The following is a 14,908-nucleotide window of genomic DNA, read 5'->3' as shown; positions in this document are numbered from 1 at the left end:
TCTGTCCTCAATCCTTCTTTACCTCTTCGCGATCCCAGAAGCGCAGCTTTGCGCAGCGACTGATGAAATCCTTGGCGGCATCGGGCTTGGCCAGTTCGACGAAGCCGTCGTCCATCCGCTTTGCCACACCGGCGCCTTCGAGCAGCGCCATTGTCTCGGGGACGTAGGCAATGAACTTGGCGTGGGCGAAGGCGTCGTTGACGAAGTCGATGCTGGGCTTGTCCTTGCCGAAATTCTCGGCGGCCTTCTCGCCCATCACCAGCGCCACGGCGTCGTAAACCACCGAGGGGCCGCCATCGATCTTCTGGTCGGCTTCCATTATCTCGCCGTCGGAGAGTTTCGCACCCGCCACATGCGGGGCGATGATCTCGACCATTGCGCCCGCGCCCTTGGCCGCGTCCTTCAACGCCTTCACCACTGCGGTATCACCGCCTTCGGCGATATAGATGCCCAGCTTGCGGCCCTTGAAACTGTCCGGTCCGTTCTTGAGGATGGACAGCGCCGGGCTTTCGGGCAGATCGTCGATCGGCTTGCGCGCGGCGGTGATCTTTTCAGGCATTTCGGTCAGACCGATGCCGTCGGCAACCACCTTGGCAAGCCCATCGTCGATGTGGCGCAGATGGCTTACCATCCGCTTGCGAATGTCCATCCGCTCGACCTTGGAAAGCTCGAACACCAGCGCATTGCCCATATGGGTCTGCTCGATCGCGGTCTGCGAGATGTAGAACTGGCGCGCCTGGCTGTAGTGATCGGCAAAGGTCTCGCTGCGCACCCGAACCTTGGGCCCGGTAACCGGCGCTTCGTAGCTGGCGAAGCCATGCTCGGCACTGGCGCGGGGGCCCCGCGGTTCGCGGTTGTCGTCCATATCGCCCGACCAGCTGTTAGGTTCGTAATTCGCCCGCCCCTTGGGGTTGGTCATAGCCATGTGGCCATCCTGCTGGAAATTGTGGACCGGGCACTTGGGCGCGTTGATGGGGATATGCGTGAAGTTCGGGCCACCCAGCCGCTTCAGCTGCGTGTCGAGATAGGAGAAATTGCGGCCCTGGAGCAGCGGATCCTCACTGAAGTCCATCCCGGGCATGATGTTCTGTGTGCAGAAGGCGACCTGCTCGGTTTCCGCAAAGAAATTGTCGACATTGGCATCGAGCGTGAGCGTGCCGATGATTTCAACCGGAACCTGTTCCTCGGGAATGATCTTGGTCGCGTCGAGCACGTCGAATTCGAAACTCTCGGCGAATTCCTCATCGAACACCTGAATGCCCAGATCCCACTGCGGGAAGTCGCCCGCCTCGATCGAATCCCACATATCACGGCGATGGAAATCTGGGTCCATACCGTTGATCTTCAGCGCCTCGTTCCAGATTACCGATTGCAGACCCTGCTTGGGCTTCCAGTGGAACTTGACGAATTTCGCCTCGCCCTTCGCATTGATCAGGCGGAAGGTATGTACCCCGAAACCTTCCATGAAACGGAAGCTGCGCGGAATGGTGCGATCGGACATAATCCACATCACCATGTGCATGCTTTCCGGGCTCAGGCTGATGAAATCCCAGAAGTTGTCATGTGCGGTCTGTGCCTGGGGGAAGCCGCGATCCGGCGCGGGCTTGGCGGCGTGGATCAGGTCCGGGAACTTGATCGCATCCTGGATGAAGAACACCGGGATGTTGTTGCCGACCAGATCCCAATTGCCTTCCTTCGTATAGAACTTCGTCGCGAAGCCGCGGACATCGCGCGCCAGATCGGGTGAGCCCTTGTTCCCGGCCACGGTGGAGAAACGGGTGAAAGTAGGGGTCTTCTCACCGACATTATTGAAGATCGCGGCGTGTGAATATTCGGGAATTGCCTTCTTCAGCTCGAAAGTGCCGTGAATGCCATAGCCGCGAGCGTGGACGACGCGCTCGGGAATGCGTTCGTGATCGAAGTGAAAGATCTTCTCGCGGGCGACATGGTCTTCCAGGAGTTGCGGACCGCGCGGACCGGCGCTGAGCCAGTTCTGGTTATCGGCAACCGGCGCGCCCTGCGCGGTGGTCAGGATATCATCTTCACCCTTGGGTTCTTGATGGGGGGCACCGCCCTTGGTCAGGTTGAGTTCGTCCGACATGCGCATTCTCCGATCTGGTTGGACTTCGTAAAGCCAACGAAGAACACGGGATTCGGTTGCGAATATGAAGAATAATTAAGGATCTAAACCATTGTTGATGGATCGTAATGTGCTCCCCTGAAATGTGACCGGTATTTGGTAGAGTACAACGCAAGGGAGTCGGACGACAATGAAGCGAAGCAGGTTCAGCGAAGAGCAGATCACCGCGGTATTGAAGGAGCAGGAGGCTGGGATGCCGACGGCGGAAGTGTGTCGCCGTCACGGGATCAGCTCGGCCACGTTCTACAAGTGGAAGTCGACGTTCGGCGGGCTTGAAGTTGGCGTTCACTGAAAAGGGCGGACCCGGCTGGATCGCTGCTGCACCACTGGTCGCCATTCTCTTCACCCTGCTGGTCGCCTTCGCCTATTTCACGAGTGGTACGGAGGTCGCGGCAATGCTGTTCGCCTCCGCGACGCTGGTGGGGGCGGGCCATGCCGCATCTCGATCACCAGCAACCATTACGCCAGTTCCATTCGATCGACCGGTGGCGGGTGCGCCAGCTTCATATCGAAATTCGCCGCCGTTGCGGCACCGACCTACGGGGCGCAGTTCCTCACCGGCTTCGACGGCGCGCTGGATGGGTATCTGTTTACCGCCAGATGCCTTCTGGGCGTTGCGCTGTGCATCATGGCGCTCTCGTAGTTCGCACGCGGCCTGCAGCCTTGAAGAATGCCGCTAAGCATGGGTGGCTTAAGAGATTGTCCGCTTTCGGGTCGAATAGAAGTCGAGTTGAATGTCCGAAATTGGGGCGCGAAGCTGCCAAAAGCCCGCCGCGAATAATTCTCTGTACCTTTAGGGCCGGTCCCAGTCGCAAGAGTGGCCCGAAAATTGACGCTCGCTACCCAATTTTCTCAGGCAATGCGAAGAGGGTGATAAACCGTTCGGCTGCGGCCAAGTCCCCGTCAACGCGCACGCCCGCCTCCTTCGCCGGAACGCCGACATAAAACATTGACGAGCCCCTACGCGGTTTGATCGACAGGACGGCGGACAATACTATGCTCCATCGCCCTGTTTACTTGGCATTTCCTCCGCATCAGGCAATAACAGCCTCGAAAGCCACGCCAATTGATTGGGGGAATGATGGCCAACGCTTATCACATGGTCCACTATCGCCGCTTCACGCCTGCGGACACGACATTGCTCAAGGGCAAGTCGCTCGAGGTCCTTTGCCGCGAAGCTCTCAACACGGAGAACGGCGCATCGAAGCTGTGGGCACGCCCCGATGACCGGATATTCGATGTTGGTGATAGCGACGGGCGCAAGATATTCCTGAACAAGGTCGCTGACTTGTCCAGTGCCGTATTCGGTGAGATGTGCTTGGCGCAGGAGAAGGACCTGCAGGCGCTCCTCAAGATGGAGGCCTCGGAGATCGAGCTCTCCGACCTCACCACTGCGACGGTCTATGACCTGAACGAAAGCGAGGCCCCGGCGGGGTCACAGTTCATTCGGGGTCTCGCCTACTGGCTTGCTATCGGGGACCATGTGCTTTTCGTGAAAACGCATTCGATGACTCCTGACCTCGTTCGCCAGTACCTCGACTGGCTGTTGAAGGTCCGGGGCGCTGTCGCTGACCCGGGCCTCAGCTTCGAGCTCAACGCGGAGTTCGATAAGACCATGACGGCCGGGGACATTGGCGAGATACGCAATCTCCGGGTGCGCGGGAAATCCGCGCCGCAGGTTATCACGGTCGAACATGAGACCGAGACCAAGGAGGTTAGCACCTCCCGCGCGGTGAAGGACAAGTTCGCTCAGATGGCGCAGGCCGTGCCGATGATTCGGGCGCTCTTCGGTGACAAGGAGGCTGAGTCGCTGATTGAAAGCCTCGGCCCGGAAGAGTATCTTGCGGTCGAGGCCCATGTGAAGGTCCGGGGCCGCCGCACCGAAGAATCACGCAAGAAGTTCCAGAGCATTGCGAACGACCTTGCGGACGAGACGGATGCCCAAGTGCAAATCGAGGGCAAGGACGGCCAGATCAGGGATGGCGATGCCATCCTACGTACCCGGATGCCCTTCCATCTGCCGCATGAAGGCAGCAATCTTTTGGAGTTCGACAACGTCGCGGACCAGCTCCAAGAGGTATATTCTCGGTTCGTGAAGGACGGAAAGATCAAGGCCTGATGGCCAGAGCGCTGACCATAATTGCGACTATCGCCGCCGCCGGATTGTTCGGCTGGGCGGTCCCGCTCGAGCGCCTGTTCGGAGCGTTCCAGCCGCTCATGGTCGCGCTGTCCATCATGGTCGCCGCCGTGTTCATCCGCCTCAATCGAGGAATGCCAACGCTTGAGTGGAAGAGCCTCGAGCCTACCGACCGGAAGGGCCTCACGGCCGCCATTGTCCGGCTGTCGAAGGAGTACGGCTGGATCATCGCCATCATCGCGGTGACGCTCGTTGCTATCGTGTCGCTCTCGGTGATCGGGAGCGAGACGGCGGCCACGTGGAATGTTTGGGTTCGCCGGATCGTCTCCGGGGCGCTGGGTGGCGCGCTCGGTCTGTGTTCTGCCCGGATGGGCTACGTGGTGTGGAGAGACATCGACATCGTCCGCCTGCAAAAGCGTCTGATAGACGGTGTGGCAGACAAGGAGGAAGGCGACCGTCAGGCCGCTCTCGCGAACGAGAAGGTGATGGAGTTCAAGTCAGCGAATGTCCGCCGGGTCCCGGTCGAGAAGCCGAAGGCATGGGGCGAATAGGGAGGCTCGTTTCGCTACCCCGGAAATACCCTTGACCGGAAAGGGCTGAACTTGCGACCCCACCCGCGTGAAGGGTGACTTCGGGCCCTCTCGTGCGTGTGGCCGCTTTCGGGAAGAAGCGGATATGGCTGCAATTGCCGAAATGGAGGCGCAATGCGGCCATTCCGTTGCTCTTGGGGCAAAGCCTGCTAACCGTTCCTCGATGACCGCAACCATCTTCCCATGGTCTCCCTACGAGGGGCGCACGTCTCTAGTGTCCGGTGGAAAGCGAACGCTTACATCGGCGTTTGCCGACCTCGTCGTTTCTCGTCAGGGCTTTCAGTCCTACGAGTTGCCGGAGATCTTCGCCGCTCCTGAGGATGACGGTGAGAACGACGCCGCGCGCGATCTCGTCCGGCTCGAAGCCGAGCATCTGTCTCGCATGTTTGTGATCGGTCGCCTCGCCAGTTTTGTACGCCCACTAGGTGGTGGTGAGGTCACCGCCATCGCACCTGAGTATTGGGAGCTCGATGATCCGCTGCCCCGCTTCGCAACAGGGGCGTTGAGTATGGACCATTGGGCTGACGAAAGCGCGGAACCGACGCATCGTATCTTCGTCGAAAGCCAGGAGTTCGATAGCTGGCTCGCACGCCTCAAACCGCTCGGACCATTGTCCAATCGCCAGATCGAAGAAATCGTCGACCCGCAATTGCGCGCGACAAGGTCTGTTGCGAGGCGGAGCGTTGATCGCGAGATCGGCAATGCTGACAGGGTGGTAGACGGTCATGCGCATGTGGCATCCACTCCGCCCGGTGTCGGTCCCGAATTCCTCACCGTGGAGGAAGTCAGCACGCTAATTAATCGTAGCCGATCTTCAATCTACGACTACGAGAAAAAGGGACAGTTCCCCGAGCGGGTGAAGATTGGAGCGAGTTCACGCTGGCTGAAGACCGAAGTTCATACCTGGATCGCCGAACAGGCAGCAAAGCGCGGCGAAAGCTAGCGTCGCTTGCGCCTGGGGCTATCGACAATCTCCTCTGGCGGCATCGCTCCTTCCATGATCATGTCGGCCCAACGCTGAGCGAGTTCGCGGCGGCGCGGTTTGTAGGCAGCGCGGTTGTACCGAAGTTCGCTTGCAGACATTCCCTTAGGGGTATGCGCGAGCATCAGGTCAATGATCATGCGATCGGCCAAGAGCCGCACATCGCTGCCGAGTTCCCGCTCCGCCTGTTCGTTCATGATGGTCGAGAAGCTGGAACGCCAGCCATGCGGTACGTGCCGACCCTTATAGCCCTCGCGGTTATAGAGATAGCCTATGGCATTCTCGCTGATAGGCTTGAGGCCCGAGCGCGCGCCGGGAAAGACAAGCGGCGATCGCCCCGTAAGCCAGCGCACGGCCCGTAGAGCTTCAACGGCCTGTCGCGATAGTGGAATCGGATGGCTGAAGGCTTCATCACTTCGCAGGTGAAGCTCCTGCTTGATCTTTTCTGCAGGGACCGTCCACAAAGCATCGCTGCTATCAGCCTCGGGACTAGCCCAGTCGACACCAGTGATGTCGGCCCATTCCATAAACCGCACCATGCCGGGACGCTGCGCCGTGAGAGCAAGCACCCGTGCTGCCAGGCGATTGACCGGGGAGGCCCCTGCCCGATCGATATCTGCCATGAGGTCTCGGATCGCAGGAACAGATAGCAAGGCGGGATAGCGCTTCGCAGGCGGCAGTGGTTTCAGCGCATCGTTGATCTCGGTAGCAGGGTTCTCAAGCTTCGCGCCTTTGGCATTGGCATAGCGATAGACCGCGGCGACACGCTGCTTGAGACGCCGCGCCGTCTCGATAGCACCTCGGTTCTCGACCTTGCGAAGAACAGCCAAGAGTAGCGGTTTGTCAATATCGGCTAAGGGCATGGATCCGAGATCTGGAAAGATGTCCCGTTCGAGGCTGGTAATGACATCGTTGGCGTGAACCGGCTTCCAGCGGCCCAGTTGAAGCCCATGCCATTCGCGGGCTACCACCTCGAAGGTCTTCGATGCCCCCTCCTCACCGACGAGTCGCCCGCGTTTCACCGCATGCCGAGGGTCCCGCCCTTCGCGCAGAATCTTCTTCGCCTCGTCACGCTTTTCACGGGCTTCGGCAAGAGAAACCTCGGGGTACGTGCCCAGAGTGAGCAAACGCTCCTTCTTCTCAAAGCGATATTTGTAGCGCCAGCTCTTGTGGCCCTTGCCCGATACGTGAAGGTAGAGACCCCGGCTATCGGTGAGCTTGTAGGCCTTGTCCCTTGCTGCTGCTGCGCGCACCGCCTTGTCCGTCAGCATCCGATACCCCCAATCCGAGTTTTCGCTACCCCCAATTTACCCCCACATGAACCTGGCTAGGGGTAGATTGGCTTGGACGGGATTGGAGTCGCAAATGCCGCAATTGTAAAGGTTTTTGCGCAATTCTGGTGGAGTCTGGATGGCCCTGAAAGGGCCGGTGGCGGAGCGGGAGTCCTCTCAGAACTCTGTGTACGATATTGGTTTTAAATCTTTTAGTATCAGCCTTGAATAATCTTACCCACACTTTTCCCCACAGAGTGGCGCGCAGCTTAGAATTTGGTTTCGAGGAGCTTAGGGATGTCTATCGAACTATTCTTCCCGAACAAGATGTGGTGACCGGCTTCAAGCCATAGTTTCGCCGCTTCTTTCCCTAAATTCCTTAGTTCCTCCAGGTGAACAGGGCGAGTATCTAGTTTGCTTTCTGCGGGCAGGGTCGAAAGGGCACCATGTGCAGGAATCATGTGTAACCTAGTATACGACTGGCCCAAACTTGCGCTCTTGTCAGAGAACCTGTTTTGTAGAAATTCGTTATTAAAATTTTCAAGCGCGCTTAGCAAAGAAGCATTGAAGGTTATTTCACTGGCTCGATTCATGATCTGCAAAGGCGTTGAAGGGTTTCCGTTGCGGACAAAAGGAGTAACTTGAATAATAAGGATATCTCTAGGGGCATCGGCATCATTTATCAGCGGCCTTATTGGCGGGTTACTACTGTAACCACCATCCCAATAAAACCGTCCCTCAATTTTAACCGCAGGAAAAAGATCCGGCAAACAAGCTGATGCCAAGAGAGACCGAGTGTCAATTTCTAGGTCTTGAAAAATTCGGGCACGGCCGTTCGCGACGTCAGTCGCACAGACAAAAAGACGCACCTTGCTCTTTTCTAGGGCCTCAAAATCAATCGAACTACGGATAATGGCTTCAAGCAGTTCGCCTGAATTTAGGCTTGCCAGATAAGGGGACGCAAATTGTCCTACTAATCGCAGCGTTGCGAGCCAAGGTTGAAAAGCTTGAGTGTCCGCCATCATGCCGAGATCGAAGGGGACGAGAGGAGAACGTCTCCCAATTTCGCTCCAAAGATAAGCCATCTGTGCATCAGGACAGTCGGGATTTTCTTCCAATCCCTGCACCAGTGCGGCAGCATTAAGTGCACCAGCACTGGTGCCACTCGCAGCCTTGATCTCAAAAAGGCCGCTTTCTAGCAGGACCTCAAGAACTCCCCACGTGTATGCACCGTGCGAACCTCCGCCCTGAAGCGCCAAGCTGACAGGTTTGGTCATCGGAATTCCTTTCGCTTGACGACACTCAAAACGATCAAGCTCACAGTTTCAGTGATCAAATTAATGATCGCCCGGAGAGATTCTTGAGGAGGCTGAATAGACTACTTTTTCCGTGCGGCTGAGAGGGCGATCAGAACACAACGACCGAGCGGATCGACTTGCCTTCCTGCATCAGGTCGAACGCGGTGTTGATCTCTTCAAGGCCCATGACATGGGTGATCATCGGGTCGATCTCAATCTTGCCGGTCATGTACATGTCGACGATCTTGGGGACGTCAGTCCGGCCCTTGGCCCCGCCGAATGCCGTGCCGCGCCAGTTGCGGCCAGTCACCAGCTGGAACGGACGGGTGGCAATTTCCTTGCCCGCCTCGGCCACGCCGATGATGATGCTGGTGCCCCAGCCGCGGTGACAGGCTTCCAGCGCAGTGCGCATCACTTCGGTATTGCCTGTGGCATCGAAGGTGTAGTCAGCGCCGCCGTCGGTCATCTCGACGATCTTGGCCACGATGTCCTCTCGGCTCATGCCCCGTGTGTTGAGGAAGTCGGTCATGCCGAACTTCCTGCCCCACTCCTCGCGGTCGGGGTTGATGTCGACGCCTATGATCTGGTTGGCGCCGGCAAGGCGGGCACCCTGGATCACGTTGAGGCCGATACCGCCGAGGCCGAACACCACCACGTTGTCACCAACCTGGACTTTTGCGGTGTTTGTGACTGCGCCGACACCGGTGGTCACGCCACAGCCGATGTAACAGCTGGTCTGGAACGGCGCGTCCTCGCGAATCTTGGCAACGGCGATTTCCGGCAGCACGGTGAAGTTCGAGAACGTCGAACAACCCATGTAGTGGTAGATCGTTTCACCTTTATAGCTGAAACGGCTGGTGCCGTCCGGCATCAGACCCTTGCCCTGCGTTGCGCGGATCGCGGTGCACAGGTTGGTCTTGCCCGACAGGCACGACTTACACTGGCGGCATTCCGGCGTGTAGAGCGGGATCACGTGATCGTCCGGCTTCACACTGGTGACGCCGGGGCCGACCTCGCGCACGATCCCTGCGCCTTCGTGGCCCAGCACCGAGGGGAAGATGCCTTCCGAATCGTGCCCGTCCAGCGTGTAGGCATCGGTGTGGCAGATGCCGGTTGCCATGATCTCGACCAGCACCTCGCCCTCCTTCGGGCCTTCGAGGTCAAGCTCGACGATCTCGAGCGGCTTCTTGGCTTCGAATGCGACGGCAGCGCGGGTTTTCATAATCGGGATCCTTCCTATTAACTATTTTCTTTATCAGAGCTTCTCGGTAAGTTCCGGCACGGCGTTGAACAGGTCTGCGACCAGGCCGATGTCCGCCACCTGGAAGATGGGAGCGTCGGGGTCCTTGTTGATGGCCACGATGACCTTGGAGTCCTTCATCCCTGCAAGGTGCTGGATCGCGCCCGAGATGCCGATGGCGATGTAGACTTCGGGTGCCACGATCTTGCCGGTCTGGCCGACCTGGTAATCGTTGGGCACGTAGCCTGCGTCCACCGCAGCACGGCTGGCGCCGATGGCGGCGCCCAGCTTGTCTGCCAGCGGGGTGATATACTGCTCGAACGTCTCGCCGTCCTTCAGCGCGCGGCCGCCCGATACGACGATGCCGGCGCTGGTGAGTTCGGGGCGTTCGCTCTTCACCGCGTCCAGCTTCACGAACTGCGAGATACCCGCATCGCCGGAACCGCTTACAGCTTCGGTGCTGGCGCTGCCACCGGTGGCTTCGGCCTTGTCGAAGGCGGTGGTGCGCACGGTGATCGCCAGCTTGGGATCGCTACTCTCGACCGTGGCAATGGCGTTGCCGGCATAGATCGGGCGCGTGAAGGTCTTTGGGCCTTCCACGCTGATGATGTCCGACACCTGCATTACGTCGAGCAGGGCAGCGACGCGCGGCAGCACGTTCTTGCCCGTGGTCGTGGCTGGGGCCAGCACGGCGTCATAGCCGTCCATCAGCCCAGCAATCAGCGGGGCGAGGTTCTCGGCAAGACCGTTGGCATAGGCGGCATCGTCCGCCACCAGCACCTTCTCGACACCGGCAATGGCAGCATGCGCATCGCCAGCGGCGGTGGTGAGAACGTGCACCGGGCCGCCAAGCGCGGCAGCGGCGGTGACGGTGGCGAGGGTGGCATCGGCGACAGCGTCGCCGTGGGGTTCAGCAAATACGAGCGTCGTCATCAGGCAACTCCCAGGGCTTTGAGCTTCGCGACCAGCGCGTCCACGTCTTCAACGATCTCGCCAGCCTGGCGGACCGGCGGCTCGGAGACCTTGGTGGTGGTGAGGCGCGGGGCCACGTCGACGCCGTAATCGGCAGGCGTCTTGGTATCCAATGGCTTCTTCTTGGCCTTCATGATGTTGGGCAGCGAGGCATAGCGCGGCTCGTTCAGGCGAAGGTCGGTGGTAACGATGGCGGGAAGCGTCAGCTTCACCGTCTCGAGGCCGCCGTCCACTTCGCGGGTGACCGACACGGCATCGCCGTCGATCTCAACCTTGCTGGCGAAAGTGCCCTGAGGGCGCTCCATCAGCGCGGCGAGCATCTGCCCTGTCTGGTTGCTGTCGTCGTCGATCGCCTGCTTGCCCAGCATCACGATGCCCGGCTCTTCCTCTGCCGCGATGGCCTTCAGGATCTTGGCGACGGCGAGCGGTTCGACCTGTTCGTCGGTCTCGACCAGGATCGCGCGGTCCGCACCCATGGCGAGCGCCGTGCGCAGCGTTTCCTGTGCCTTGGCCGGGCCGATGGAGACCGCGATCACTTCCTCGGCCTTGCCCGCTTCCTTCAACCGCAGGGCCTCTTCCACCGCGATCTCGTCGAACGGGTTCATGCTCATCTTGACGTTCGCAAGATCGACGCCGGAACCGTCGCTCTTCACGCGCGGCTTCACGTTGTAATCAATCACCCGCTTCACGGGCACGAGAATTTTCATGGCAGGTATTTCCCTCTCTATTCCAGTTCGAGGATCACCGCGTCGACCACCAGCGTTTCGCCTTCCTCGGCGTTGATGCTGGCGACTGTGCCGCTTTTCTCTGCGCGCAAGATGTTTTCCATCTTCATGGCCTCCACCGTAGCAAGCGGCTGGCCGGTTTCGACCTGCTCGCCCTCGCCCACGTGCAGTTTCACCAGCATGCCGGGCATGGGACACAGCAGCATCTTCGACGTGTCCGGCGGCTCCTTCTCGATCATGTGGCTGGCGTGCTCGGCCAGGCGCGCGGGAAGGGCGCGCACGATGTAAGTGCGGCCATGCGTGTTGATAGCCCAGTTCGGTCGCTGGCGCGTGATCTTGAGGCCGAGCGTGGGGCCGTCGGGCTGCGTGGCGGTGGCCGTGCGCTGCCCAGGCATCCAGTCGCAGTGCCCCTGGACCTCGTGCCCGTCGACTATCGCATGACCATCGCCCAGCGTAACCGTGTGATCGACGCCATCGACGCGCGCGATCCACGCGGGCGTGACAGGCGGCCGCCCATCCAGTTGCCCGCTGATCTGCCGCTGGCGGGCCTGGTGAGTGAACTCTATCCCCGCACCGATTGCCGCGATCACGCGCAGGCGTTCCTCGATCGTCGCCGCGCCCTCGAAGCCTTCCGGGTATTCTTCCGCGATGAAGCCCGTGGTCAATTCGCCGCTGCGAAAGCGCGGATGCTGCATCAGGGCCGAGAGGAAATCGATATTGTGGCCCAGCCCTTCGAGCTCGATGGTATCGAGCGCAGCGATCTGCTTGTCCGCTGCTTCATCGCGCGTCTTGCCCCAGGTCACCAGCTTGGCGATCATCGGATCATAGTAGATCGACACCTCGCCGCCCTCGGCCACGCCTGAATCGAACCGCACGCCGTCAACACCGCGCAGGTCGCCCGCCCAAGGTTCGACCGGCGTGGCATAGCGCACCAGCCGCCCGGTGCTGGGCAGGAAGCCGCGATAGGGGTCTTCGGCGTAGATGCGATTTTCGATGGCCCAGCCGTCGATCTTCACATCGTCCTGCGTCATTTCCAGCTTTTCGCCAGCAGCCACGCGGATCATCTGTTCGACAAGGTCGACGCCAGTGATTGCCTCCGTGACCGGATGTTCCACTTGCAGGCGGGTGTTCATTTCGAGGAAGTAGAAGCTCTCGCCCGTGGTGTCCGCGCCGCTGACGATCAGTTCCACGGTGCCCGCAGAATGGTATCCGACAGCTTGCGACAAGGCGACGGCCTGCTCGCCCATCTTGCGCCGCATCTCGGGCGTGACGAAGGGCGAAGGCGCTTCCTCGACCACCTTCTGGTGGCGGCGCTGGATGGAGCATTCTCGCTCGTTGAGGTAGAGGACGGTGCCGTGCTTGTCGCCCAGCACCTGAATTTCGATATGGCGCGGGTCTTCGATGAATTTCTCGATGAACACCCGGTCATCGCCGAAGGAATTGAGGCCTTCTCGCTTGGTCGCCTCGAACCCTTCGCGCACGTCCTTTTCGGAGTAGGCAAGCCGCATCCCCTTGCCGCCGCCGCCCGCGCTGGCCTTCATCATTACGGGATAGCCGATTGCGTTCGAGACTTTCAGCGCCTCCTCGGTGGTGTCGATGGCATCCTCGGAGCCGGGCACGGTGTTAACGCCTGCTTCCTTGGCGAGCTTCTTGGATTCGATCTTGTCGCCCATCGCCGCAATCGCGCTGGCAGGCGGACCGATGAAAGCGATGCCCTCCGCCTCCAGCGCCTCGACGAAGCTGGCACGCTCTGAGAGGAAGCCATAGCCGGGATGCACAGCCTCGGCCCCGGTTTGCTTGCAGGCAGCGATGATCTTCTCGGCCAGCAGGTAGCTCTCGTTGGCAGGCGGCGGGCCGATGTGCACGGCCTCGTCCGCCATCTGCACGAAGAGCGCGCGCGCATCGGCATCGGAATAGACCGCCACGGTCTGGATACCCATGGCCTTGGCCGTCTTGATAACCCGGCACGCGATCTCGCCGCGATTGGCGATGAGGATTTTCTTGAACATGATTACTCCGCCGCCTCTATTTCTTCGCCCGCAGGCGGCATGTTGTGGCCGAGCAGGCGCAGCAGGTCTGCGGCTGCTTCCACCACGTTGGTGCCTGGGCCGTAGATGCCTTGCACCCCGGCCTCTTTCAGGAAGTCGTAGTCGGTCTGCGGTATCACGCCGCCTGCCACGACCTTGATGTCAGCGCGGCCTGCGTCCTTAAGGTGCTCGATCAATTCGGGGATCAGCGTCTTGTGACCTGCCGCAAGCGACGATGCGCCCACGGCATCGACCTTGTGCTCCAAGGCCATCTTCGCGGTTTCCTCGGGCGTCTGGAAGAGCGGACCGGAGATCACGTCGAACCCCATGTCGGCAAAGGCCGAGGCAATCACGTTCGCCCCGCGATCGTGGCCGTCCTGCCCCATCTTGGCGACGAGGATGCGGGGCTTGTGATCAAGGCGGCGGGCCACGGCCTCCACCCCTTCCACCACCTGCGCGTAACGTGCGTCGCCTTCGTAGGCGCTGGAATAGATGCCCTTCACCGGTGTCGGGATGGTGTCGTAGCGACCGAAGGCCTTCTCCAAAGCGGCGGAGATCTCGCCCAGCGTCGCATCGGCGCGGGCGGCTTCCACGGCCAGCGCCAACAGGTTGGCATCGCTCCGCGCACCATCGGCCAACGCTTCGAGCGCTGTCTTGCAGGCTGCTTCGTCGCGGCTCTGGCGCACCTTCTCGATGCGGGCAACCTGCGATGCGCGGACCTTGTGGTTGTCGATATCCAGCGTGTCGATCGGGTCTTCCTCGGCCTTGCGGTACTTGTTGACGCCGACGATCACCGTCTCGCCTTTGTCGACCTTGGCCTGCTTCTCCGCAGCGGCGGATTCGATCGCCGCCTTGGGCGCGCCGCTGGCGACGTAGGCGGTCATGCCGCCAGCCTCGTCGACTTCGGCCAGCAGTTCGCGGGCCTTGTCGGCGATCTGTTTGGTCAGCGCCTCGATATAGTAACTGCCGCCCAGCGGATCGGCGACGTTGCAGATGCCCGTCTCCTCCTGGATCACCAGCTGCGTGTTGCGCGCGATCCGGGCGGAGAAGTCGGTCGGCAGCGCGATGGCTTCGTCCAGCGCATTGGTGTGCAGCGACTGCGTACCGCCGAGCACGGCGGACAGCGCCTCCAGCGTCGTGCGGATCACGTTGTTGTAGGGGTCCTGCTCCTGCAACGAGACGCCGGAAGTCTGGCAGTGCGTGCGCAGCATCTTGGACTTTTCGTTCTTCGCGCCAAGCTCGGTCATCACCTCGTGCCACAGCAGGCGCGCGGCGCGCATCTTGGCGATTTCCATGAAGAAGTTCAGGCCGATGCCCCAGAAGAACGACAGGCGCGGCGCGAAGACATCGATATCGAGGCCGGTTTCCATCGCGCGCTTCGCATATTCCTTGCCATCGGCAATGGTGAAGGCGAGCTCCTGCACCGCCGTCGCACCCGCCTCGTGCATGTGGTACCCGCTGATCGAGATCGAGTTGAAGCGCGGCATGTTCTGGCTGGTGTAGGCGATAATGTCCGATACGATCCG

11 protein-coding genes and 1 pseudogene are annotated in these 14,908 nt (G+C 60.4%); 4 read left to right on the top strand and 8 right to left on the bottom strand.

The annotated features are described in order from the left end of the window. Window positions 1–7 precede the first annotated feature (7 nt). Window positions 8–2,101, bottom strand: coding sequence for a catalase (locus ABFX23_RS02190; RefSeq protein WP_346031500.1), 2,094 nt, complete (start codon window positions 2,099–2,101; stop codon window positions 8–10). A 169-nt stretch (window positions 2,102–2,270) separates the two neighbouring features. Here ABFX23_RS02190 and ABFX23_RS02185 point away from each other — a divergent pair. From ABFX23_RS02185 to ABFX23_RS02170, 4 genes and pseudogenes are all read left to right on the top strand, one after another. Then, a pseudogene (locus ABFX23_RS02185) lies at window positions 2,271–2,420 on the top strand (transposase); the annotation flags it as partial. An 801-nt stretch (window positions 2,421–3,221) separates the two neighbouring features. Then, window positions 3,222–4,259: a hypothetical protein gene (locus ABFX23_RS02180; protein ID WP_346031499.1), complete on the top strand. Its 1,038-nt coding sequence runs from the start codon at window positions 3,222–3,224 to the stop codon at window positions 4,257–4,259. Continuing rightward, complete coding sequence (locus ABFX23_RS02175; RefSeq protein ID WP_346031498.1) at window positions 4,259–4,828, top strand: hypothetical protein; 570 nt, start codon at window positions 4,259–4,261, stop codon at window positions 4,826–4,828. The genes ABFX23_RS02180 and ABFX23_RS02175 overlap by 1 nt, the downstream gene beginning before the upstream one ends. A 124-nt stretch (window positions 4,829–4,952) precedes the next feature. Further along, entirely contained in the window at window positions 4,953–5,810 is an 858-nt protein-coding gene (locus tag ABFX23_RS02170) for a helix-turn-helix transcriptional regulator (RefSeq protein ID WP_346031497.1), read from the top strand. Here the strand turns inward: ABFX23_RS02170 and ABFX23_RS02165 are convergent. The 7 genes from ABFX23_RS02165 to ABFX23_RS02135 form a co-directional block, all read right to left on the bottom strand. Beyond that, complete coding sequence (locus ABFX23_RS02165; RefSeq protein ID WP_346031496.1) at window positions 5,807–7,120, bottom strand: tyrosine-type recombinase/integrase; 1,314 nt, start codon at window positions 7,118–7,120, stop codon at window positions 5,807–5,809. The genes ABFX23_RS02170 and ABFX23_RS02165 overlap by 4 nt on opposite strands. Window positions 7,121–7,389: 269 nt before the next feature. Beyond that, the gene (locus tag ABFX23_RS02160; RefSeq protein WP_346031495.1) at window positions 7,390–8,397 is read right to left on the bottom strand and encodes a patatin-like phospholipase family protein; all 1,008 of its coding nucleotides are present in this window, start codon (window positions 8,395–8,397) and stop codon (window positions 7,390–7,392) included. Window positions 8,398–8,527: 130 nt separating this feature from the next. Then, window positions 8,528–9,640 (bottom strand): S-(hydroxymethyl)glutathione dehydrogenase/class III alcohol dehydrogenase, encoded by a 1,113-nt coding sequence (locus tag ABFX23_RS02155; RefSeq protein WP_346031494.1) that lies wholly within the window; start codon window positions 9,638–9,640, stop codon window positions 8,528–8,530. A 33-nt stretch (window positions 9,641–9,673) separates the two neighbouring features. Beyond that, window positions 9,674–10,591 carry an electron transfer flavoprotein subunit alpha/FixB family protein gene (locus tag ABFX23_RS02150; protein ID WP_346031493.1) on the bottom strand — a complete coding sequence of 306 codons (918 nt, stop codon included), beginning with the start codon at window positions 10,589–10,591 and terminating at the stop codon, window positions 9,674–9,676. Next, window positions 10,591–11,337, bottom strand: a complete 747-nt coding sequence (locus tag ABFX23_RS02145; RefSeq protein WP_346031492.1) for an electron transfer flavoprotein subunit beta/FixA family protein — start codon at window positions 11,335–11,337, stop codon at window positions 10,591–10,593. Before ABFX23_RS02145 ends, ABFX23_RS02150 begins: the two co-directional genes overlap by 1 nt. Window positions 11,338–11,354: 17 nt before the next feature. Next, window positions 11,355–13,364: an acetyl-CoA carboxylase biotin carboxylase subunit gene (locus tag ABFX23_RS02140; protein ID WP_346031491.1), complete on the bottom strand. Its 2,010-nt coding sequence runs from the start codon at window positions 13,362–13,364 to the stop codon at window positions 11,355–11,357. A 2-nt stretch (window positions 13,365–13,366) separates the two neighbouring features. Continuing rightward, a partial coding sequence (locus ABFX23_RS02135) for a methylmalonyl-CoA mutase family protein (protein WP_346031490.1) occupies window positions 13,367–14,908 on the bottom strand: 1,542 nt, incomplete at its 5' end.

This window comes from Erythrobacter westpacificensis, from assembly GCF_039542285.1.
Lineage (GTDB): Bacteria > Pseudomonadota > Alphaproteobacteria > Sphingomonadales > Sphingomonadaceae > Alteraurantiacibacter > Alteraurantiacibacter westpacificensis.
The sequence above is the reverse complement of the archived record's forward strand: the minus strand, read 5'-3'. Positions and strand labels throughout refer to the sequence as shown.